Source organism: Albibacterium bauzanense, assembly GCF_004339765.1.
Taxonomy (GTDB): domain Bacteria; phylum Bacteroidota; class Bacteroidia; order Sphingobacteriales; family Sphingobacteriaceae; genus Albibacterium; species Albibacterium bauzanense.
This window is the reverse complement of record NZ_SMGO01000002.1, coordinates 436,611-460,025: the sequence shown is the minus strand read 5'-3', so window position 1 is coordinate 460,025 and position 23,415 is coordinate 436,611. Positions and strand designations below refer to the sequence as shown.

The 23,415-nt window shown below is 36.3% G+C and carries 22 protein-coding genes; 4 read left to right on the top strand and 18 right to left on the bottom strand.

The window, feature by feature from the left end; genetic code table 11:
- Nucleotides 1-6: 6 nt before the first annotated feature.
- The 5 genes from C8N28_RS13940 to C8N28_RS07870 form a co-directional block, all read right to left on the bottom strand.
- On the bottom strand, nt 7-144 hold the full coding sequence (locus C8N28_RS13940; protein ID WP_317127331.1) for a DUF6728 family protein: 138 nt from the start codon (nt 142-144) through the stop codon (nt 7-9).
- A gap of 109 nt (nt 145-253) precedes the next feature.
- Entirely contained in the window at nt 254-1,543 is a 1,290-nt protein-coding gene (locus C8N28_RS07885; RefSeq protein ID WP_132223459.1) for an OmpA family protein, read from the bottom strand.
- A 381-nt stretch (nt 1,544-1,924) separates the two neighbouring features.
- Nucleotides 1,925-2,821: a methylmalonyl Co-A mutase-associated GTPase MeaB gene (meaB, locus tag C8N28_RS07880; RefSeq protein ID WP_132223456.1), complete on the bottom strand. Its 897-nt coding sequence runs from the start codon at nt 2,819-2,821 to the stop codon at nt 1,925-1,927.
- Between the two features lie 10 nt (nt 2,822-2,831).
- Nucleotides 2,832-3,017, bottom strand: coding sequence for a DUF6358 family protein (locus C8N28_RS07875; RefSeq protein ID WP_132223453.1), 186 nt, complete (start codon nt 3,015-3,017; stop codon nt 2,832-2,834).
- A 1-nt stretch (nt 3,018) separates the two neighbouring features.
- Complete coding sequence (locus C8N28_RS07870) at nt 3,019-3,333, bottom strand: rhodanese-like domain-containing protein (protein WP_132223450.1); 315 nt, start codon at nt 3,331-3,333, stop codon at nt 3,019-3,021.
- Nucleotides 3,334-3,774: 441 nt separating this feature from the next.
- On the opposite strand from C8N28_RS07870, the gene C8N28_RS07865 reads away from it, so the two are divergent.
- The gene (locus C8N28_RS07865; RefSeq protein ID WP_132223447.1) at nt 3,775-4,251 is read left to right on the top strand and encodes an Lrp/AsnC ligand binding domain-containing protein; all 477 of its coding nucleotides are present in this window, start codon (nt 3,775-3,777) and stop codon (nt 4,249-4,251) included.
- Between the two features lie 183 nt (nt 4,252-4,434).
- Here the strand turns inward: C8N28_RS07865 and C8N28_RS07860 are convergent, their stop codons facing one another.
- Together C8N28_RS07860 and C8N28_RS07855 are read right to left on the bottom strand one after the other, a co-directional pair.
- Nucleotides 4,435-5,421, bottom strand: a complete 987-nt coding sequence (locus C8N28_RS07860; RefSeq protein WP_132223444.1) for a pyruvate dehydrogenase complex E1 component subunit beta — start codon at nt 5,419-5,421, stop codon at nt 4,435-4,437.
- Between the two features lie 100 nt (nt 5,422-5,521).
- Nucleotides 5,522-7,108, bottom strand: a complete 1,587-nt coding sequence (locus C8N28_RS07855) for a glycoside hydrolase family 10 protein (protein ID WP_317127329.1) — start codon at nt 7,106-7,108, stop codon at nt 5,522-5,524.
- Between the two features lie 79 nt (nt 7,109-7,187).
- Here C8N28_RS07855 and C8N28_RS07850 point away from each other — a divergent pair, with 79 nt between their 5' ends.
- Nucleotides 7,188-8,123: a hypothetical protein gene (locus C8N28_RS07850; RefSeq protein WP_132223441.1), complete on the top strand. Its 936-nt coding sequence runs from the start codon at nt 7,188-7,190 to the stop codon at nt 8,121-8,123.
- Between the two features lie 22 nt (nt 8,124-8,145).
- Here the strand turns inward: C8N28_RS07850 and C8N28_RS07845 are convergent, their stop codons facing one another.
- The 4 genes from C8N28_RS07845 to C8N28_RS07830 all read right to left on the bottom strand — a co-directional run bounded on the left by C8N28_RS07845 (nt 8,146) and on the right by C8N28_RS07830 (nt 13,950).
- Nucleotides 8,146-11,871, bottom strand: coding sequence for a sensor histidine kinase (locus C8N28_RS07845; protein WP_132223438.1), 3,726 nt, complete (start codon nt 11,869-11,871; stop codon nt 8,146-8,148).
- 82 nt (nt 11,872-11,953) lie between these two features.
- Complete coding sequence (gene fabD, locus C8N28_RS07840) at nt 11,954-12,838, bottom strand: ACP S-malonyltransferase (protein WP_132223435.1); 885 nt, start codon at nt 12,836-12,838, stop codon at nt 11,954-11,956.
- Nucleotides 12,839-12,871: 33 nt separating this feature from the next.
- On the bottom strand, nt 12,872-13,510 hold the full coding sequence (gene folE / locus C8N28_RS07835; protein WP_132223432.1) for a GTP cyclohydrolase I FolE: 639 nt from the start codon (nt 13,508-13,510) through the stop codon (nt 12,872-12,874).
- A 26-nt stretch (nt 13,511-13,536) separates the two neighbouring features.
- Nucleotides 13,537-13,950: a 6-pyruvoyl trahydropterin synthase family protein gene (locus C8N28_RS07830; RefSeq protein ID WP_132223429.1), complete on the bottom strand. Its 414-nt coding sequence runs from the start codon at nt 13,948-13,950 to the stop codon at nt 13,537-13,539.
- A gap of 59 nt (nt 13,951-14,009) precedes the next feature.
- On the opposite strand from C8N28_RS07830, the gene mqnB reads away from it, so the two are divergent.
- The gene (gene mqnB, locus C8N28_RS07825; RefSeq protein ID WP_132223426.1) at nt 14,010-14,639 is read left to right on the top strand and encodes a futalosine hydrolase; all 630 of its coding nucleotides are present in this window, start codon (nt 14,010-14,012) and stop codon (nt 14,637-14,639) included.
- A gap of 92 nt (nt 14,640-14,731) precedes the next feature.
- A complete protein-coding gene (locus tag C8N28_RS07820; protein ID WP_132223423.1) occupies nt 14,732-15,580 on the top strand; it encodes a menaquinone biosynthesis family protein in 849 nt (282 codons plus the stop codon).
- 3 nt (nt 15,581-15,583) lie between these two features.
- Here the strand turns inward: C8N28_RS07820 and C8N28_RS07815 are convergent, their stop codons facing one another.
- The 7 genes from C8N28_RS07815 to C8N28_RS07785 form a co-directional block, all read right to left on the bottom strand.
- Entirely contained in the window at nt 15,584-16,801 is a 1,218-nt protein-coding gene (locus C8N28_RS07815; protein ID WP_132223420.1) for an FtsX-like permease family protein, read from the bottom strand.
- Nucleotides 16,802-16,808: 7 nt separating this feature from the next.
- The gene (locus tag C8N28_RS07810) at nt 16,809-17,450 is read right to left on the bottom strand and encodes an MBL fold metallo-hydrolase (protein WP_132223417.1); all 642 of its coding nucleotides are present in this window, start codon (nt 17,448-17,450) and stop codon (nt 16,809-16,811) included.
- 61 nt (nt 17,451-17,511) lie between these two features.
- A complete protein-coding gene (locus tag C8N28_RS07805; protein ID WP_132223414.1) occupies nt 17,512-18,291 on the bottom strand; it encodes a shikimate dehydrogenase family protein in 780 nt (259 codons plus the stop codon).
- Nucleotides 18,292-18,306: 15 nt separating this feature from the next.
- The gene (locus C8N28_RS07800) at nt 18,307-19,062 is read right to left on the bottom strand and encodes a phosphosulfolactate synthase (RefSeq protein ID WP_132223411.1); all 756 of its coding nucleotides are present in this window, start codon (nt 19,060-19,062) and stop codon (nt 18,307-18,309) included.
- 65 nt (nt 19,063-19,127) lie between these two features.
- Nucleotides 19,128-20,531, bottom strand: a complete 1,404-nt coding sequence (locus C8N28_RS07795) for a tetratricopeptide repeat protein (protein WP_132223408.1) — start codon at nt 20,529-20,531, stop codon at nt 19,128-19,130.
- 281 nt (nt 20,532-20,812) lie between these two features.
- Nucleotides 20,813-21,508: a response regulator transcription factor gene (locus tag C8N28_RS07790; protein WP_132223405.1), complete on the bottom strand. Its 696-nt coding sequence runs from the start codon at nt 21,506-21,508 to the stop codon at nt 20,813-20,815.
- 6 nt (nt 21,509-21,514) lie between these two features.
- Entirely contained in the window at nt 21,515-23,326 is a 1,812-nt protein-coding gene (locus C8N28_RS07785; protein WP_132223402.1) for a sensor histidine kinase, read from the bottom strand.
- Between the last annotated feature and the right edge of the window lie 89 nt (nt 23,327-23,415).

The window sequence follows — 23,415 nt, the reverse complement described above, 5'->3', positions numbered from 1 at the left end:
GGGAAATTAAAATATAAAGTATTTAGCGAGCTTATAAACAATCGCAAGAACAAAAATAATAATAGCAATCTTATTAAAGGTATGCATAACCTTCAAATTAAAGCTTTGGGGACGATTAGGGTCTTTTTTTCTAAAGAAATACATGCAACGAAGTTACGGTTGATTCATTAATATTCCAATTCACTGCAAATAAAAAAGTCCGGTGGAATAAACCACCGGACTCTCTTTAATTTGATTAAAATTTAATCAAAGATTATTTTTTGAATTCAACACGACGGTTTTGAATACGTCCTGCTTCAGTAGCGTTAGAAGCAACTGGATTAGCTTCTCCGTAACCTACTGCATTCACATTGTTAGCAGCAACACCAGAGTTAACTAAGTAATTTTTTACTGCGTTAGCACGGTCTTTTGATAACTGTAAGTTGTATTCTTCAGTACCTTCAGCAGAAGCATATCCTTCTAAGCTGATTGAAGCGTTTGAATTACGTAAGTCTTGAGAAACTTTATCTAAAGTTGGGTAAGAAGAAGTTTTCAAAACATAGCTATCAAATTCAAATTGAATTGGAGCGTAGTCTCCTAGAGTTGCAGTAACAACTGGCTCAGGGAATTTAATTGGACAACCTGATCCATCAACAACTGTTCCAGCTGGAGTGTTAGGGCATTTGTCAAATTTGTCAGCAACACCGTCACCGTCAGTATCTCTACCTAAGTCAGCAACTGTTCCTTCTAATGTAGTCACACGTTGTTTTAAAGCTTCAACTTCGTTTCTCAATGCAGGGTCTTTCAACTCGTCATAAAGATTAGCAACTGGGTTGTTCCACTCTAAAGTTGGTTTAGATTTGCTTCCTAAGTTAAACTCTAAACCAGCATATCCGTAGCTGTATTTATCTAAAGCGTGTGAATTAGTAGTGAAGTTATTATCTAGGTTATCAGCATCTAGGAAGTTCATTTTGTAACCTAAGTCTAAGTTAACAACACCGCCTAGTTTGAATTTAACACCAGCACCTACAGGGATAACTTGTTCGTTTCTTGATTCACCATCTACACTACCTGGTGCAGTTGATGAAGTAACTTCATAGTTTGCAATGTTATAACCAGCAGATACATAAAATCCTACAACGTTTTCACGACGTAAGAAATCAATTGCTCCGAAGTGGTAGTTACCAGTCAAACCTGTTTGCCAGTTCAAATCAGTTTCGAATGTATTTCCGTAACTTGCATTATCGTTATTAGGAGATGTCTCATTAGAACCTTTAATGGTACCTTTTAAGAAATCAGCCTGAACTGAGAAATGTGGAGAAAATTGTTTACGAATATTAGCACCGTAACCTAAAGAAACCTCAGGTTTTGATTGATCGTTGTAACCACCTAGAATTACACTTGGAGTTAACGCTCCTGCATTAATTCCGATTGACCAAGTTCTGTATTGGCTTCTTCCGCCAAATACTTTAGCTGGCTCTTGTGCGTTAGCTACGTCAGCGTAACCAACTGCGGCTACCAGTGACAAAGCTAAAGCTGCTTTTTTGATTGTAGAATAATTCATACTCTGTTTTTTTTTAAGGTTAAAAATTTTAATTGTATAATTTTTATACAAAAATAGTTAATAGTTTGATTTACGCAACTAAAACAAATTCCGTACCAATATTCAATCCGTCACAAAAAACATTTATAAATATTTAAAACTTATACTCAACTATTTATTAACGACCAGTTAATAAATAATAATGCTTTATATATCAATAAGTTAAGATCACAATATTGATGCAAATACGAATATATAGATTTTAGTACACATGCCGAAATAAGGCATTAAAACACCTGTTAATAATATGTTAAACTTACAATACAACATCTAAAAAGGCAAAATGTGTCCCTTTTTAACCTCAATTATACCCTATCACGCTGGTAAATGAGCCATACTCTATTAATAATTATCATTAACAAAGCGGTATAAATTGAAGAAACTATCCTTACGCTGCTCCAATAACTGTTGTTTTAAGGCTATTTTATCAACATCTTTCATACGTTTTTGCTGAATCAAGCGCCAAGCTTTTTCTGCTAATAAATTAATATTCAGTATCCTATTTGGAGAGGATGAACGAGATGTTATTAACTGGAGCAAATTCTGTACACCTATAGATCTGTCTGCAATTATCTTCAATACTGGAATATCCAGGTGCTTCATTTTCAACATACGCTCCAGCTTGGATGCAAAGATATCAGCGCCTTCTCTATCTGCTTTATTAACCACATAGATATCGGCAATCTCCATCAATCCAGATTTTACGTGTTGAATCTCATCGCCACTTTCAGGAACTAATACCACAATAGTTTGATCTGCCAAACCAATAATATCAATCTCCGATTGACCCACACCAACCGTTTCAACAAGTATTATATCAAATGGGGCAGCCCTTAAAACATCTGTTATCTCAATGGTCTTTTCTGATAAGCCCCCCAAAGCGCCCCTGCTTGCCACCGATCGTATGTAAATATCAGGATTATTAAACTGCGCATTCATCCGAATCCGATCACCCAATAAAGAACCCCTGTTAAAAGGAGAACTCGGATCAATCGCTAAAATAGCCACTCTTTTACCTTCCTTGCTAAACTCTTCCGCTATGGCATTAACAAGCGTACTCTTTCCCGCACCGGGAGGGCCGGTAATACCTATTATAGGAATGTTCTGATTAGGTTGTAGAGAGAAAAGGATCTCAGTTGCCGAAGGGTGCTCATTTTCGACCAAACTAATAATACGTGCCAGCGCTCTATAGTCTCCCGCTTTTAATTGTTCTATTAAAGTTGAAACATCTTGCTGCACGTTTTAATAATTATTGTTTCTTCATATCCTTCACTTGTTTCAATATCTTGATCTTTAAATAAATCAATACAACAACAAGCAGGATTGTGCCTACAAGGATTCCATATTCCATTTTATTATAGGCAGTGAAGGCAAAATAAAGTGAAAGAATGATCCCAAGGTTAAGAAGGGTGCTGAATAATAGTCTTTTTAACATATTAATAAACGTCCATATCAGGGTCAATATCTTCTTTCCACGCTAAGATTCCGCCTACCAGGTTAGAAAGATTATCGTAACCTTCCTTTTCCAAAAGCATAATAGCCTGAGCGCTGCGCTTGCCGCTTCTGCAGTGAACAACAACTGGCTTATCTTTAGAAATCTTATCCTTTTCTAAAAGAACAGATGCTAACGGGATATTCTCCCCATCTAAATTAGAAACCTCGTATTCAAAAGTTTCCCTAACATCTATTAATTGAAAATCTTCATTATTATCAATTTTGCTTTTTAGCTCTTCTACTGATATTTCTTTCATGCTACTGGTTTTATAATCAAAGATAATATTTTGTCTGTATTAATCGAAGTACAAATGTTCTTTCAAGACAAACTGCTTTTAATAAATCATTTCCTATTCCTAAAATTACTTTACAAGCTAGCTGATACTATCTAAATTGTTAGCTGATATTACCTAAACAATATTCAAGCAGAAGATGTACAGAGGTTATACAGTCATTTTACCACTGTTCAAGGACTGTTTAACCACTGTTTGACCACTGTTCAACCACTGTTTGATTAAACCGGGTTATAGTTTAAAATAATACAGCTATTATTCTACCGCAGGAATTCTATACATTTTTTATATTTTTGAAAAAACAACGTTTAAATTATTAATTTTGCAATTAACAAATGGTTTACATAAAGGATAATAGAAAAATTGTAGATAATTGTTAAAAAATTGCATAACAAATAAAATAATATGGAAAAGAGAAATCTTAACATTGACCTCGATAGCCTTGATATTCAAATTTTATCAATTCTTATGAATGATGCTTCGGTTCCCTATACAGAAATAGCAAAAAAGCTGGTTGTTTCTGGAGGTACCATACATGTGCGAATGAAAAAGATGGAAGACCTGGGGATCATAAAAAGCGCAAATTTAACCATTAACCCTCAAAAAATCGGTTTCGATATCTGTGCATTTTTAGGGATCTATCTTGAAAAAGGGTCGCAGTATAATCATGCTGTTGAAGAACTCAGAAAGGTAAAGGAAGTTGTAGAGCTTCATTATTGCACGGGTTCTTATAGTATGTTTGCAAAAATTATTTGCAGAGACACGGATCATTTACGCCAGGTGCTTAATGAAGGAATTCAAGGAATAAAGGGAATTCAAAGAACAGAAACAATTATTTCCTTAGAAGAGAGCATCAGAAGACAAATCAGTCTGCTGGATTAAAATAAAGATAAACCAGTGTTAAAACCCACGTGGTAATCAGGAAAAACTAAGCGTATAAGATTTAAAGCAAGCGCAAAAAATCCGATATAAAACAAGGGGGCGAAATGATATCATTTCGCCCCCTTGTTTTATATCGGATGCCTTATTCATTTTTCATAAGACATTCTTTATTCTTTTAAAGAATTATTTTACTTTGTATAGCACGTCTTTTACTGCTGTTACTACACGTTTTACCGATGGTAAAGCTGCTTCAAGCAATGTTGGAGCATAAGGGATAGGTACATCGGCAGAAGTAATACGAGTTACCGGTGCATCTAAATAATCAAATGCTTCGCTTTGAATTTTATAGGCTATTTCAGAAGAGATAGACGCTAAAGGCCATGCTTCTTCAACAATAACTAAGCGATTTGTTTTCTTAACAGAATTAATAATAGTTGCATAGTCAATAGGTCTTACGGTACGCAGATCTATAATTTCAGCATCAATTCCTTCTTTTGTAAGTTCTTCTAAAGCAGGCATTACAACACGTGGAACCATTTTACCAAAACTTACGATGGTAACATCCTTTCCTTCCTTAACAACATGTGCCTTTCCGATCTCAAGGTAGTATTCTTCTTCAGGAACCTGTCCTTTATCGCCGTACATAACCTCAGATTCCATAAATATTACAGGATCCGGATCAAGTATTGATTGTTTAAGAAGTCCTTTTGCATCGTATGGGTTGGATGGAATTACCACCTTCAAACCCGGAGTATTAGCATACCAATTCTCAAAGTTTTGTGAGTGCTGAGCTCCTAATTGTCCGGCATTCCCGGTTGGTCCTCTAAAAACAATTGGAACAGCAAATTGACCTCCACTCATGGAATTCATTTTAGCAGCCGAATTGATAATCTGGTCTATAGCAACCAAGGAGAAGTTAAAGGTCATGAACTCAATGATTGGTTTTAAACCATTCATTGCAGCGCCTATGCCTATTCCTGTAAATCCAAGTTCAGATATTGGCGTATCAATGACACGTTTTTCACCAAACTCTTCAAGCATTCCCTGGCTTACTTTATAAGCACCATTGTACTCGGCGACTTCCTCGCCCATTAAGAAAATCTTATCATCTCTACGCATTTCTTCGTTCATTGCTTCACGAAGCGCTTCTCTGAATTGTATTTCTCTCATATTCATTAAGGATGTAAAAATCGAAATTTATGGAAGGCAAATATAATGTTTATTTATTAAGTTTCACTTGCTTAATGGAAATTTGACTGCATTGTTAATGTCAAAAAACGATCTCCTTTCTATTAGATCCGACACTTTCATTTTTTAAGCGATCTAAACTCGTAATTACATAGGTATAAGTGTGATTCTTAATAACCGAATCATCGGTATAGGTTGTATAAGAATTATTGTAACTTATTTGAAGGATTTTGCGAGCGTCTTCCAGGTCAATCTTATCGCCTGCTTCAAACCTATAAATTACATAGCCGTAAGGCACATCGCCATCACTTGCAGCATCAGGCTTTTGCCAATGCAATGTTATTGCCCGGTCGTTTGTTACCCGAACTGTTAAACCGCGAGGCGGCAGGGGAGAAACATTATCTTTCCAGGGCATTGCAGGGGGCAAGGTTTTATAACGGTAGAAATTATATTGCAAAGAATCTCTAAAACCTCCTAAGTTATTTGTCAAGGACTTGGAGCTGAAGAATACACTGCCCTGAACATTATTATTTTGTCTTAAGGCTCGTATTTGCCGCGAAAGCTGATCTCTTTCACGCCAACCCTGTCCATTTTCCAATACCCTGTATACAGCTTGTCCGATGTATAAATGTTTACCGAAACTGTTTTTGCTCCACCAGTCTAGCAGTACTTCGAATGCAGCGGCCGGATAGTTAAACGGGAAATATATCTGAGGATTTATATAGTCGACCCAACCTTCTTGCGTCCATTTTCTGGCATCGGCATAAAGCTGTCGGTAGCCACTAAATCCGGCTGTTTCGGAGCCTTCCGGATGATTTCTTTTATTATCCCATATTCCAAAAGGGCTAACTCCAAACTTGATATATGGTTTTTCAGCATGAATACTATCCGAAATGGTCTTTATCAGGATATCCACATTATTTCTTCTCCAATCATCAATGGATGCAAATCCACTTCCGTATTGCCTGAATGTAGCAGCATCGGGAATAGGATTGCTTTCGGGATAAGGGTAGAAATAATCATCAAAATGAACGCCATCAATGTCATAGTTTTTCACTACATCCATCACAATTGAGGTAATGTAAGCACGCACTTGAGGCAAACCCGGATTAAATAGCTTTTTGCCTCCATAGGTGAAAAACCACTCCGGATTGATACGGGTTATATGATTGGGAGCCACGGTATTTCCATTATCAAAAGTAGCGCGATAGGGATTAAACCAGGCATGTAATTCCATACCCCGATCATGTGCCTCTTTTATGGCAAACTCTAACGGATCGTATAAAGGAGCAGGAGCCTGTCCTTGAATTCCTGAAAGAAAACGACTCCAGGGTTCACGAGATTGGGCATAAAGAGCATCTGCTGCAGGTCTGATCTGAAACATAATTGCATTGATCCCTGCTCGTTGATGAGCATCAAGAATGGCTATCAATTCTGCTTTCTGCTGGTCAGTACTTAAACCCTGCTTTGAAGGCCAATCAATATTTGCTACCGTTGCAACCCACACGCCACGAAACTCTCTTTTTGGTGCTTCGTTCTGCCCATTTGCAAAGGGCAACATACAAAACAACAATACTCCTATACAAATAAAACGTACAAAATATCTATCAATCATAATCACATTTCTACCGGCGATAAAGATAGGTAACCGTAATAATTTAACGAACATTAAAATAAATTAAGTTTGGAACAATAATTGCTTGATCATACTTTAATTTTATGAGCATACAAGTTTACGAACCATACGAATGGATATAGAAAATGGCGGCTTAATGACTGGGGAACCACAAATCGAAAAGCCGAAGCCTTCTAGTAAAATTTATTTTTTTATAATTGCCATAGCAGCCTTACTGGCTACCAATGTATATTATGCTATTCGGTATAAGAACCTGGGAAACCAGGTAGAGGTATTGAATTCGCAAAAAAATCAACTTGAAATTGAGGTTGACCGAATAGAAGCGGAATTAAATAGAGTAACGGGTGAAAACATTGATTTAGCTGCCAATTTTAAATTGGAGCATGATTCTGCTCGTCTGCTTATTGAAGATCTACGATCAAAAATTAACAGTAATACAGAAATAAAACAGGATGAATTACTGCATGCTCAACAGGAAATACAGAAGTTAAGAGCCCTGGTTGCTAAATATAGCAGTGACCTGGAAAATCTCCGGAAAGAAAATGACTTGCTAAGCAATGAAAGAGACCAACTTCAAGAGTCTGTAAATACTGTTAATAAGCGTGCGAATTCATTGGAAGAGGATAAGGCAAAGCTGCAGGAAATGATTAAAATGGCTTCGCATTTAAAGATATCAGAAATGAATATCAATGCTCTTAGGGTGAGAAGCGGCGACCGGATAAATACAGAAAGCAAAGCCCCGCGTGTTGATAGATTGCAAATAAACTTTACGCTTGCGGATAATACGTTAACAAAAGTAGGCAAGCATAACATTTATTTACGTGTTACGGAGCCTAGTGGAAATCTCATTACAAACGGTAATGTGTTTAAAGTAAATGATGAGGAAATCCAATACACCGATATGAAAGAAATCGACTTCGAGAATGATGGTAAACAATATACCATTGACTGGTCTCCAAGCGATTACAAATTCAAAAAAGGTACTTATACGGTTATCTTATATACCAACGAAAGTACAATGGGGAGATCCACTATCAGCTTAAAGTAATAACTAACCCTCTCTTATTAACTTAAGCCTCTCTTGATTTTAATGGCAGCAAAATAAAGAAGGTTGTTCCCTTAGCCTTTTCTGTTTTAAAGCTAATGGTACCATTCATACTTTCTACTGTTTGTTTTACAAAAGCTAATCCTAAGCCAGTTCCTGAGCTCTTGGTTGTGAAGTTAGGTTGAAATATCTTAGATCTGACAATATCGTCAATACCTTTACCGTAATCTTGTATTGCTATTAGAATATAACCTACTGAATGTGGTTTTACTCTAATTAGTACAGTACTTTTTTTATGATGAATACGTGCTTCAATAGCATTTTTGATCAGATTATTAAAAGTTCGTAAAAGCTGGTCTCTATCTCCATGCACAATTACACCTCTATCTACATATACCTCTAGTTTAATAGAAAGGTGTAAATCATTGCTATAAATACTAATCGCTTTTTCGATTACATCTACGATCTCAACATCGTCCAGTTTCGTATCCGGCATTTTAGCAAAATTTGAGAATTCTGAAGCGATGTGATCCAGGCTTTCTATTTGCTCAATAAAGGATTTACTAAAACGCTCAAACTTTTCATCAAAGCGAGGGTCTTTTTCTCGCCAGGACCGTTCTAATAGCTGAACACCTAATCGTAAAGGTGTCAACGGATTTTTGATTTCATGGGCAACCTGTTTGGCCATCTCTCGCCAGGCCGACTCACGTTCGGATCGCATAATTCTATTGGCACTATTATCCAGGGCGGCAATCATGTTATTATATTCTTTAATAAGCGACCCTATTTCATCATTACGCTTCCAGAAGATAGGTTCATTCTTCTTGCCGATCGAGGTTCGGGCCAGGCTTCTTTGTACGAGTGTAAGTGGCGCTGTTATTTTATTAGCAATAAATACAGCAAACAGTCCCAAAGCAACCAGCACCAATGCGTATACATTAATAATGGTATTTAATAATACACCCACTTGTTGATCTAGCTCCTTTTGATTAGAAAAATAGGGCAGGCTTAAATAGGCAATGGTTTGATTATTGTCGTTTTTCAGAGGTGCGTATGCCACCAGGTACTCCAATGCGCCGATCTTCTCACGCTGAAAGAACTCTTCACGCGAATAATCATCCAGATTTAGCCACGCATTTGCATTCATAAATTTGGAGACCAGCCCTAAGTCATATATTTTTCCTTGGGTGCTATAAATCAGTTCTCCGTGATTATTATATAGATTCAGGTCAGATGCGTTTATTTCTGATGCGGCATTAAACTGATGTTCGGTTTCTAGCCCTTCTATCTCACCAGAATTTTGTGATAGCTGTATTTCCAATCCGCGGGCAATCAAAGATATTTGTTTGGCTGCCGCCTTTTCTTGCTGAATACTGTACTGATTATTTAAACTAAAGAAAGTAATTATACCGGCAATAACTAGGGTAACGACTACAGCAAAAACTACAAAAGCCTGTATCCTTGTACTGTAAAGTACACGATTCTGTAGTATCATTAAGGACCATCGCAGGTTACGAAGATTAAAATCGTAGTCATTTAAAATAACAAAGATCCACCGGATGCAATAAATTGCAATTGAGAAAAACAGAAATACCAAAAACAAGAAGGACAAAGAAGCCAACTGGTCCCAGCCGCTTTGAGTTTTGGCACTTAAGATAAGTAAATCTGTTTGATTAGGCCTATATACGATATGATTATACCCTTCATTATCTTTATACCGAATATATTGACGAACCTCAGCTGGATGAAAAACGGGCTCTACAGGATAAACGAAAGAACCGTGCTGCCCTTTTAAGACATCATTCTGATAATAGACATAAGAATAATTGTCGTAATTACTTGTGTTTTCTATGGTACCATTAAAAAGTATTTCCGGTGAAGAAACATAGCGGCTTAATGATCTGTTCTTAAGTTCAATGACATAGGTGCCAACTAACTCATCATTTATCTCTATGGGAAGCAAAGCGAAATAATTAATATAGCCGATATTATTATTCAGGCGATAGAAGTTAGCAGAGACCTTTCTTGAACCGCTTATCACTTTATCTTTAAAGTACGATAGCCTTTCGAGAGCTATAGCGCTGTTTTCTGAACTATCTGTGTTTAATATGTAGGCATTAAAATCATATTTTGCCAAGTAACCGCTAAAATAAGCTCTCCGTAATTCGTCGTTTAATAGTTGAGGGTTTTGAGAGCCCGGGTATTTAAAATAATTTAACAGCGATTCATCATTAACAATCTGCTCTTCTACATCTAAGAAAAGCAAAACTGCATTTGGATCTTCTGATGATTCAAGTTTTTGCAAAGCAAAGAGCTGGCTGTTCTGTTGTTTCTTTTCCTGAAACATGCTCTGTTTAAGAGATGCAATGCCGGCAAACAGAAAGAGGAGAGCAACATACGCTGCTAAATTAAACCCTTTATCAGGACTTGCATACCATCCTTTTATATAAATAACAATTATGAACAGACAGAAAGAGATTGTAACTCCACCGAACAAAGCTTTAGTTAGTAAGCAAATCAGAACAGTAATAGCAAACCATATTAATCGGGTTTTCCTTGGTAAACCCATATCTCTGGTAATAACAAATAGTATTTCTACAATGAGATAAAGTATAAATACAACCATGCACAATACCAGGATGCCCACCCAGCTATAAGTATTTAAGTTTAATAGGTTATTGACTTCAAAGCTGATACTGGAATCTATTATTAAGCTTTTAAAAATACCGATCGCTACATCACATAAGAAATATAATAGAACCGCAGAAAGTAAATACACTGCGAATTTTACAAGTTTAGAGGATGTTTTTCCGACTATCTTAAGCTCGGATCGACAGTGGTATATATAGCAGACAAGCCATGTTGCCGAAATAACATGCAATATAAGAGCGCCTAAGGAAGGGAGTATAAAACTGGAGGCGTATACTCTGGGATCAAAAAACCCTGAATAGAAATTGTCTGCCAACCATTGAGTTTTGATACCAAGATATCTGAAGGACGTTAGAAATAAAGCAAATGCTAAAATGGAAAGCTTTACCCATCCTTTTTTAGCGATCCAAAGGCATAAGCTATTAATAAAGATTGTAAATGTTAATCCAGCTAATAGCCACATTATGAGCTCAATGGTTGAGTAAAATGTTTTGAAATTACTGGCTCGAAGCTTTAAAGATAACAGGTAGTCTCCATCGCTGTTACGAAGGTTATAAACTGAAACATCATCATAATTAGCAACTTCTAAATTAGGAGCATTGATGAGGTCTTTCGAAAAGTCATTGTTTAAAAAACGATTTGTTATTGGATAATTGGCTTTAATAGGGATTAGACAGACTATAGAAAAACCACCTGAGCTTTTTTTGTATGATTCATACCAGCCGTTATTCCATGTTATAATACTGCTGCCTTCAGAAATACCGGCATCTGAACGGGGAACGATCTGTTCGGACCCCCAGAAAACTAAATCATTGTTTGAATACGCGTAAATGTAAATATCTTTTTCCTCGCCGAATGACTCAATAATGTATTTCTTAAGTTCGGGATTCTGATCAATATTTCTAACTTTCTCAAATAAGGTTGTATCATTCAAGAATTCCTTGACAATGGCTTCTTTCTTATGCAGGTTCTTTTCAACCTTATGGCCATCAATTAAAAGGATTTCTTTTTCCTGGTAGGTATATTTTACAGTAATAGCTGTTCCTGCAAAACACAAAGTCAGGAGGAGAAGTAGAATACGTATCTTTAATGTATTACTCAAATTTATAAATCAACTTACGTAAAAGTAATAAAAAACCCCATAGATTTAGAATCTACGGGGTTTCCTAATATTATGATAACATTTAAAGCTTAGCAGCTGATGTTTCCATCTTCCTATCAACCTTTTTAACTAAACCTTGAAGTACATTACCAGGTCCTACTTCTATAAAAGAGGTAGCGCCATCTTCAATCATAGCTTGCATTATCTGCGACCATTTTACTGATCCTGTAAGCTGTTCTATTAAATTAATCTTGATTTGATCAGGATTCACATGTGCTTTAGCATCAATGTTTTGATATACCGGGCAAAGAGGTTCATTAAACGTGGTTAAATCAATCGCTGACTGAAGTTCAACACGGGCAAGCTCCATTAATGGTGAGTGAAATGCTCCTCCTACGTTCAGTTTTATAACACGTTTGGCTCCTGCTTCAGTTAATAGTTCGCAAGCCTTATCGATCCCTGCAATGGTTCCTGAAATTACTAATTGACCCGGACAGTTATAGTTTGCCGGTACAACCACATCGCTTATGCGCTGGCAAATATCCTCTACTGTAAAATCGTCTAGACCAAGTACAGCAGCCATCGTAGACGGTTGTATTTCACAAGCCTTTTGCATGGCATTGGCTCTCGCTGAAACTAGCTTTAACCCAGATTCAAAATCGAGTACACCTACAGCAACCAATGCCGAAAACTCTCCTAAAGAATGACCGGCAACCATTTGTGGGTTGAAACTATTGCCCAATGCATGTGCTAAAATTACTGAGTGCAGAAATATTGCAGGTTGAGTTACATTCGTTTGCTTAAGGTCTTCTTCGCTTCCGTTAAACATAACGTCTGTGATACGAAACCCAAGGATTTCATTCGCTCTTTCAAACAGCTCTCTGCTTTCGTTATTATAGTTGTAAACATCTAAACCCATGCCTACAAACTGAGCACCCTGCCCAGGAAAAAGATATGCATTCTTCATTATGAATATTTTAATTTAAAAGAAGGATATTAATTAATCTAAGCTAGCGGTAATTAACCTCAAGAACTCATTACGCGTTCTTTCTTTAGCAAACTCTCCGGTAAAAGCCGAGGTTGTTGTAACAGAGTTCTGTTTCTGCACCCCTCGCATAGACATACAAAGGTGTTTACATTCAATAACCACAGCTACTCCCAGCGGTTTTAAAGTATCGTGTATGCAGTCACGGATTTCATTGGTTAGGCGCTCTTGTACTTGCAATCTTCTAGCAAAGGCATCAACCACTCTTGGTATTTTACTAAGCCCGACGATATGCCCGTCAGGAATATAAGCGATATGAGCTTTTCCAAAAAAGGGCAACATATGATGCTCGCATAAAGAATATACTTCGATATCTTTAACCACCACCATCTGGCTATATTCTTCTTTAAACATAGCACTTCTTAAGATCTCAGCAGGATCTATGTCGTATCCATGAGTTAAATACTGAAGTGATTTTGCAACGCGCTCAGGTGTTTTTAGCAATCCTTCGCGAGCAGGATTTTCTCCAAGAGCTTTCAAAATATCACCATAATGATCAGCAATGCGGTTTACTGCATCTCCATTATAATGGTCAATTTTCACATAACCATCAAGCAGCTCAGGATCAAAAGGTGGCTTATCTGATTTATTCATTTAATTATTTTTGAGGCAGCGTTATATTAATTCCCAAAATACTCAACGAAGTTATTCTCTGTTTCACAAAGTTTGATACAATGAAGCTGTGCCCCTTCATTTTCAATCCTTGGTGCCAGGCGTTTAAAAATTTCGATAGCAATCATTTCGGTAGAAGCCATTTTGCCTTGCATAAAATCTACATCAAGATTGATGTTTTTATGATCTAATTTATCAATGGCTTCTTCCTGAATTATTTCTTTCAGAACTCTTAAATCAATTAAGAATCCTGTTTCTGAGTTAACTTCTCCTTTAACGGTTACAAAAAGCTCGTAATTATGCCCATGCCAGTTTGCATTAGAACATTTCCCAAAGACCTTCAGGTTTTGATCTTCATTCCAATCGTTTCTTGCCAATTTATGGGCTGCAGAAAAGCGCTCTCTTCGTGTTATATAAATCATAGTGCACAAAGATAATACATTCTCTTATTAATTGTACCTTCGTTAAAAATACTAAAACGATGAAGCTACTTGTTGTTGCTGCAACCAGGTTGGAAATCGAACCCTTTTTACAAGCCATTAAATCTAAGTCATACTCTATAGACGTACTTATTGGTGGGGTTGGTATGATAGCAATTTCTTATGAATTAGGGAAGAAGCTTGCATTAACAAAATACGATGCTTTGCTGAATGTAGGAATTGCAGGCAGTTTTGATCCGAACCTAAAATTAGGCACTGTAGTGCGTGTAAAAAGTGATGTTTTTAGCGAGCTAGGGGCTGAAGATGATAATAACTTTTTATCGATTGAGGATATGGGTTTCGGGAATAGCATTTACCATGAAAACGCCCCTTCTTTTATAAAATACAATTCAGTTTCGACATTAAGAGGAGTGAAGGGAATAACCGTAAATACGGTTCATGGCAATTTAAATAGCATTGATATAGTTTCTAAACGATTAAAACCTGAAATAGAAAGCATGGAAGGAGCAGCGGTCTTTTATGCCGCTCAACAAGAAGGAATAAGCTGTTTGCAGGTGAGAAGCATTTCGAATTGGGTTGAAAAAAGAAACCGATCAAACTGGCAAATAGAATTAGCTATAAAAAACCTGAATGATTGGCTTATCAAATTTAGCGACGAGCTTTTCTCTTAAAAGCAATAAAATTACATCTATATGTTCTTGGCATAGCACCTGAACTTGGGTTTAACTGAAAGATTAGTAATTTTGTTCGTAAATATTTCTCTATGAAACTAAGTCTTGGCTTTTCTCCTTGTCCGAATGATACTTTTATTTTTGACGCCCTGATTCATAAAAAGATCGATACAGAGGGTATTGATTTTGATGTCTTTTTTGATGATGTAGAAACTCTTAATAAAAAGGTTTTTAAAAACGAACCCGATATCAGTAAACTAAGTTTCCATGCTTTTGCTTATGCGGTAGAGAATTATGCCTTGCTTGATGCCGGAAGTGCATTGGGCCATGGGGTGGGGCCATTGCTTATCTCGAGTGATAAAAAACTTACTGATAAAGAATACATCAATCAGCATAAGGACTTAACAGTTGGGATACCCGGCGAATTTACAACAGCCAATTTTCTTTTAGGACTGGCTTTTCCGGTGCTTAAGAATAAAAAGATATTGGTGTTTTCTGAGATAGAATCAGCTCTGTTGAATAATTCCATTGATTTGGGGCTTATTATCCATGAGAACCGCTTTACCTATCAGGATAAAGGATTACATAAAATTATTGACCTTGGCGACTATTGGGAAAAAGAAACTGGCCTCCCCATTCCATTAGGAGGAATTGTTATCAATCGGCGTATCGATCCAAAAATACAATCAACAGTAGGCAAACTAATACGAAGAAGCATTGAGTTTGCTTTTGAGAATCCTAAATCAGCTTTAGATTTTATTAAAAGCCACGCACAGGAGATGAATGAAGAGGTGATGTATAAGCATATTGATTTATATGTAAACGACTACTCCGTAAGCTTAGGAGCAAAAGGCAGGGAAGCTGTTGATTTACTATTTAAAAAAGCCTCAGAATTAGAACTTATCCCTACTATAAACCACCCTGTGTTTGTAAAAGGATAATGCTTAAGATAATTGTTCTTCTCCTTTAACGCTTAAGCGGGAAGATACAAAAGATGCGATTAAAGATATTAAGGTAACGGTTAAGAACACAAGTGCAAAATCAAGGACTTTTATTTCAACAGGGAAAACGCTGGTTACCAGCTCTGCACCTTCCATCTTTATAAGACCAAACCTTCTCTGTAAAATACAAAAGGCAAGTCCTAAACTCATCCCAATTATACATCCAAATAGGGAGATGAACATTCCTTCAGCAAAGAAAATATTTTTAATAAAGGAATAGCCGGCACCTAAACTTTTAAGCACTGCTATATCTTTCTTTTTATCGATAACCAACATGGTTAGGGACCCTATAATGTTAAAGATGGCAATGATTAATACAAACGTAAGGATAAAGAAGATTGCCCATTTCTCAGAATTAAGCACTTTGTAGAGTGTCGGGTTCTGCTGAGCTCTGTCTTTTACCAGAAAATCATTGCCAACTAACCTGGTCAATTCCTTTTTAAACGAACTTTGATCAACACCGGGTTTTAAGTCAATTTCAATGGCCGAAATCTTTTCATATTCACCCAGGACTTCTCTTGCAAAAGAAATTGGAACAATTACCACATTATCAAACTGGGGTTGCGCAACCACTACTCCAACAGGCATAATAGTTCTCACATTAAACTCTTCTGCCGGGTTAATTGAATTTACAGCATTTTTTCTGGGTGAATAAACGGAAAGAAGAAGATCATCCCGTTCCAGGCTAACACCTAAATAGGCTTGTACGCCTGCTCCGACAACTGCATAATCTGTGTTTTCATCCTTTAGTTTATATTCTCCTTCATTAATCAAACTATCACTGATCGCTGATTGCATAGAATTAGGGGCTTCACCTTTTAAAACAGCGATATACTGATTTTGACCATACCGCAATAGAACCTTCTCCTGAAGAATTTCAGTATAATGTAATACGCGAGGATCTGATTTTAAAGTGCGATCTAAAAGAGAATCGGGAACAAATGATTTACCTTGAGCAGGTTCAATGCGCATCTCTGGAGTAAAAGCACTGTACATGTTCAAGATTAGCATCTCGAATCCATTAAATACAGATAAAATGATAATTAATGCTGCACTTCCTACTAATACACCTAATGTGCTTATACCTGAAATAATATTAATTGCATTAACAGATTTCTTTGAGAACAAATAACGTTTAGCAATAAATAGGGGCGTATTCATAATTTAATTATCCTCTTACAAAGGGATTGCTTAATTTCTCAATAGCGATAGTTGTCGTCGGTCCATGTCCTGGATAAACCAACGTTTCTTCCGGTAATGTATAGATTTTCTCTTTAATATTGGATAATAATTGCTGATGGTTCCCTCCCGGCAGATCTGTTCTTCCAATGCTACCTTTAAAAAGGACATCGCCTCCGATCAGAAAGCCTTCCTCTTGACTATAAAAACATAAATGGGCTGGAGAATGACCGGGAGCAGAAATGATCTGTAAAGAATGATTACCAAATTGGACTTCGCCTTCCGATGGTAAAAAAACTTCAGGAATGGGTGAGACCTCATAACGAATGCCCATTTGAGGAGCATAGTTTTGAACTTCTATTAATACAGGAAGCTCTCCTTCATGAAATTGAGGGATTAACCCAAAAGTATCGTAGATAAATCTATTTCCGAGTACATGATCGATGTGGCAATGTGTATTTAAAAGAATCTCGGGCCGAAGTTGATTACTTTCAATAAAAGCCACGACTTCATTCTCTTCCTTATTACCATACATTCCCGGGTCAATTATTGCACAGGAGCCTGTATCATCATATAAGATATAAGTATTTTCCTGATAAGGATTACATACAAATGTTTTGATATAGATCATTCACAAAAATACGATTATAAATAATAACGCAAATATGTAAAGTCTATTTGGGAAAGAAGGCTTAACCTTCCCAGATCTCCCAATTCTTTTCTGCCTGAAGCACTAACATTTCTTTACCATTCTTTGTTACAGCTCCATTCAATCTGCCCCTTTTCAAGAATTCAGTTTCTTCCGGATTATAGATCAAATCGTATAATAGATGTTGTTTACCTATATACTCATAAGGAATATTTAAACATTCTTTATCATTCGGATAGGTGCCAACCGGTGTGGTATTGATAATAATCGAATGTTTTTGAATTATTTCCTTAGTGATTTCCTCATAAGGCAATTGAATATGACTGGCTTTGCGCGAAACAACGGTATACTCGATATTCAGTTTTTTCAAAACATATAATACCGCTCTGGCAGCTCCACCATTTCCTAATACCAGTGCTCTTGTGTACGATTTCTTTAATAGAGGTTTTAAAGATTCTTCAAAACCGTAAACATCTGTATTATATCCATGCAGGCGAATGGGCTCTAAGCTGCATTCTCCTGAAAAAAGGTCTTCAAGAGGGTCTTTTTTAATGATTTTAATGCAGTTTACTGCATTTACTACCTTGGCTTCGGGGCTTACCCAATCAAGGTAATATAAAATACCTATCTTATGTGGAATAGTAACATTTAGACCACATAGCTTAGGCTCGTCTTTTAATAATTGTGGAAATTCGCTTAGCGTTTGTAAGGGGAATAACTCATAACTATAATCAGGAAGTCCTAGTTTTTCAAATTTCTCAGTATAATACTGCTTAGAGAAAGAGTGCACCAACGGATATCCTATTAGTCCGAACTTCTTCATTTTCGAATTTATATTTTAAAGGAAATGACTAAAAGTATCTCCACGTAAGCCTAATCTAATTGTTTCTAAAGGGATAACTTCTGCTGGAGCGATGTTCCCTAAATTCACATTTGCGCCCAACAGTTTAATAAACCATACTTGTTGTGCTTTTAAAGGAGCTTCAAAGATGATGGATTCATAGGGAATACGGGTAAGGATTTCATCAATCAATCCTTGACGTACTTCGCCACTTTCACGGTAAATACCTACACTTCCACTTTCTCTGGCTTCTGCAATTACTTTCCATGAGCCGGCTTGCATCTCTGCTTCAATCAGCTCGATCCAACGATAAGGAGCAATTATTTTCTCATCATCTTTTGATCCTACTTCTGAAATTACAGTTACTTGCTCGCTCAACTTCCGGATGTATTCACATTTTTCATCATGAGGAATATCAATAGATCCATCAGATACTTCGGCATACTCCATTTTATAATGATCGAGAATCTTACGATAATCATCAAACTGATTTCGAACTACAAAAGATTCAAAAAGAGTGCCTCCAAAGTAAAAAGGCACATTGGCATGCCGATAAACATCTAACTTGCTTTCTAAATTCGGTGTAACATAAGACGTTGCCCAACCCAATTTTACTATATCAGTATGAGGTTCATTGATAGATAGGAAATCCTCAACTTGTCTAATTGATAAACCCTTATCCATTACCATAGTGATTCCTTTTTCTCTTGGCTTTACACTACGGACAGGTATATTATTAAGGTGAAAATTCATGGATTGCAAATTTCAAAAAAAAATTGGATAGTCGCAATTATCCGCTAACTAATTAATCAGATAATCTACGTAGTGTATTTTTTAATAATATCAACAATAAGTTTGTTGTCTTGTAATTGGGGCAAATATTCAAATAATATATGACGTTTTTCAGTATCAATGTTTAAAGCTATATCTAAAAAGTTTAAAGCTTCATTATACTGTCCTGAAGCAAAAAGATAAGCTACCATTCTGTAATATAATTCTGCAGCATCGGGATTATGCTTTATTGCTTCTGATATTACTCCAATTGCGTCAGAAAGCCTATCCTGCTCATATATTATGGAAGAATAATCAAGCCAGGCTTCAATATCAATCGGGTTCAAATCAACCACTTGCTGATATGCATCTTCAGCTTCTTCCATTTGTTTAAGTTTATAACGAGCATCGGCAATGGCAAACCAATAGTCAGGATTCTGATCATCGAGGTCTAATGCCTTTTTATAATAATGCAAGGACTCAAAGAAACGTTCTTCAAAATCTAATGTAACTCCTATACCAAACCAGGCATCAGATAAATTGCGATCTAACTTAACTGCTTTTTTATAATAAGAACGCGCTTCTTCCATTTGTTCCAACTTCTCAAAGCATTCACCAATTGCACAGTAGGTATCAGCACTTGGGGGTTCGAACTCAAATGTTTCTTTATAAATTTTTATTGCCTCTTCGTATTTATCAATATTAACCAAGGCATTTCCTTTATTAAAATAGGCTGAAGCAAAGTTTTCTTTAATCAGGATTGCATAATCGTAAGCATCAATAGCTTTCTCGTACAATTCTAATTTATGATAAGCATTTCCCAGATTATACCAAGCGGCATAAGAATAAGGGTCACTATCAATATACTGAATGTAAAACTCAATACTTTCTTCATGGCGGTCCAATACATCGTAGCAAAATGCCAGCTCATACAAAGCATCCTGATCTTCCATATTATCTTCAAGACAAAACTTTAGATGCTCAATAGCACCTTCAAAGTCTCCTTTACTCTGAAGCATCATAGCAATTTGCATATGAACATCAACTGCGTTTTCAGATAAGGATAATGCTGTATTCAGTTCATCCATTGCCTCATCGTACCGTTCAAGCATGCTGAGAATGCCAGCACGAATTAAATAGATATCGACCTCTGAAGCTTCCAGTGCCTGTGCTTTATTTAAAGCATTTAAGGCTCTATCAGTTTGAGAGATTAAAGTAAACAGCTGAGCTTGCTTTATAAAGAAAATAGCAATAAAAGGATGCTGACTAACTGCATAATCCACTACTTGTAATGCTTTTATAGGGTCGTTCTTTTCTATATAAAAGTCAATAATCCCTTCAAAAGCTTGTGAATCAAAAAAATACTGATCCTTATTACGGATCATCTCCTCATATCTCTCTACAGAGAACTTTGGGTCATCGGAAAAGCCGAAATTATAATCATCTTCCATTATAAGCTATTTTAAGAACTACGGGTTTTCCACAAACATTTATAATAATATCGATATAACAAATTACTTTATTATTTATGGATGCCCTAATTTATTTTTAAACAAATCCCGATCCATCTTTTCAAAAACCTTTAATTCAACCTATTAAACATGACATAATGTCTAAAACTTAACAATTGTGAATAAATTGATTGCTGAATTTAAACTGGAGAGATTGGACATACCAAGCGGACAAAGGTACAAATATTATGTTTATTACGGTACAATAACAACAGTCACTCTTAACTGATAAGTAGCTTATATCCTTTTCCATGAACATTAACTATCTCAACATTAGGATCCTCCTTCAAATACTTTCTCAATTTACTTAAAAAGACATCCATGCTCCGTCCATTAAAATAATTATCGTCATGCCAGATCTTAAGCAAAGCCTCTTCCCGGGTTAAAACATCGTTTTTCTTTAAACAAAGCATCCGTAACAATTCTGCCTCTTTTGTAGAAAGTTTCTGCTGCTCACCTTTTCTTTTGATTACTTGTGACATGTAATCAAAAAAATATTCACCAATCTCAAAAGTTGTAGCTGTTTCTTCAGGCTCTGGCTGCTCTTTATTTACCGAACGTTTTAACAGGGCATTTATCCTTAATAGTAATTCTTCAACACGAAATGGCTTGGTTATATAATCATCACCTCCCAAACCAAAAGCAATGGTTTTATCTTCCATCATTCCCTTTGCCGTTGCAAATATTATTGGGATTGTGTCATTAACTTTTCTGATATCCTTACCAAGTGTAAATCCATCTTTCTTGGGCATCATTACATCTAAAATACAGAGATCAAATTGCTCACGATTAAATACACGCAAAGCTTCTTCACCATCTGTACAAAGTGTGACCTGAAACTTTCCCTTAAGTTCTAAATATTCTTTTAGAATATCACCCAAATTGGGATCATCCTCTGCCAATAGGATTTTGCTCATGCTTAATTAAGGTTTATATAAAGGTATGGTTATTTCAAATTCTGCGCCCTTATTAATTTCACTTTTTACCTTAATAGTGCCGCCAATGCGTTTTATAATATCCTGGACATAGCTTAATCCTAATCCAAAACCTTTAACATCATGGATATTTCCTGTAGGAATACGATAAAATTGATCAAAAATCTTAGATAGCTGATCTCTGTTCATACCCATACCATTATCTCTCAAAATGATGTTCACATGATTTCCATGAGATCTGGTTTGAATATAAATATGAGGCGCATGGTTGGTATACTTAATCGAATTATCAATTAAATTAAAGATTACATTTGACAAGTGTAGTTCATCTCCCAGAACAATCAGAGGCTCAGTATTTAAATCAAACTCAATTTCAACCTTGTTTTTTTGCAATTGCAAAGCCATGCTGTCAACAACGGTTCCTATCAAGTCATTTATATCGATTGGTTCTGACTCAAGCTTCAGATCTCCTTTTTCAATTCGCGCAATGTTTAAAACGCGTTCTATATGATTCCCTAGTCTAATATTTTCATCATAAATGATTCCAGCTAATCTGGCAACCCGCGATTGATCTTGTGAAATCTCTGAATCCTTTAAAGATTCACTCGCAATCATAATAGTAGCTACGGGTGTTTTAAACTCATGCGTCATATTATTCATGAAGTCACTTTTCATTGCTGAAAGTTTCTTCTGCTTAATAATAGAGAGGATTGTGAAAGTAAAACAAGCTATCAATACCAGCAATAAGGTTGCAGATGAGATTAACATAACCTTCATATTTCCCATCAACAACGATGATTTATCAGGAAAGAAAACTGATAATACGGCTCGTTCTCCCGATAAATCGCTTGGAAACAAAACCGTAGTATATGCCTCGTTTACATCAGGAACAGCTTTGTTGCTTGCAAATTGAAACATAATTGAATCTCTTTTGCCATTGCTTATATTAAAATTAAAAGCAAGAGCAATCTCCCTATCTTTAAGTTCCTGCCTCAACTCCTCTTCCATAAACTTTGGATCGATCCGTTGCATTACAGACTTCTTAGATCGCTCGAACTCATCAGCTAAGTTTTCTAATGCAGACCCTTCTTTGGATCCGCTGGCTTTAACCGAGTCCATATAAACGCTCGCCATTCTTACTTTTGCCTGCTGCTCTAATTGTCGAATTTCTCCTTCTAATTTGGCATCAACACGAGGGGGTAAAGAAATAACGAATTCACCAACAATAGGATCAACAATAAAATAGCGTACGCTATCATCTTTTGCTTTTATTATCTGACTTGCTTTTCTATCAGCATAGATTCCCATTTCCTGTTGTTGAAAAACCCTTCCTGCTTCATCATAAGCCTGCTGTATAGTAACCTCATATTTAACATGAGACCTCAATACAGGGTCTTTCATATAGGTTTCATAAAAATCATTATCCAATAAAACTGCACCAGGATAGCGTCTTTTTACCTGTTGCTCTAAAGCCTTAAAATCAGATCGAAGCTTAGCTTGTTTCATCCTCATTCTATTGGCATAGGCCGTCGATTCTTCTTCTTGCGATGATCGCCTGGCTTCATTTTCTTGATTCTCACGGGCTTTATTCTCACGAGATTCCTTGTTATTCAAAAACCGTAATGCTTCATCTTTCTCAACCTTAAGAGCAACCGTATTAATTGCCGCCATCACAGACTCATCAAACAATTGAGTCTTTAAATGATAGGACTGCCGTATAAAGTAATATTGCATGGCCATAACACCAAGCAATGCTACACTCATTAAGCCAATAATAAGACTGATACTTTTACGATTCATATATTACAAAAATACGGAAGCTAGGAGGCTAAAAAAGTCATTTAACATTATTTAACACCTTGAATTATTGAATTTTGTATTTTCAGACC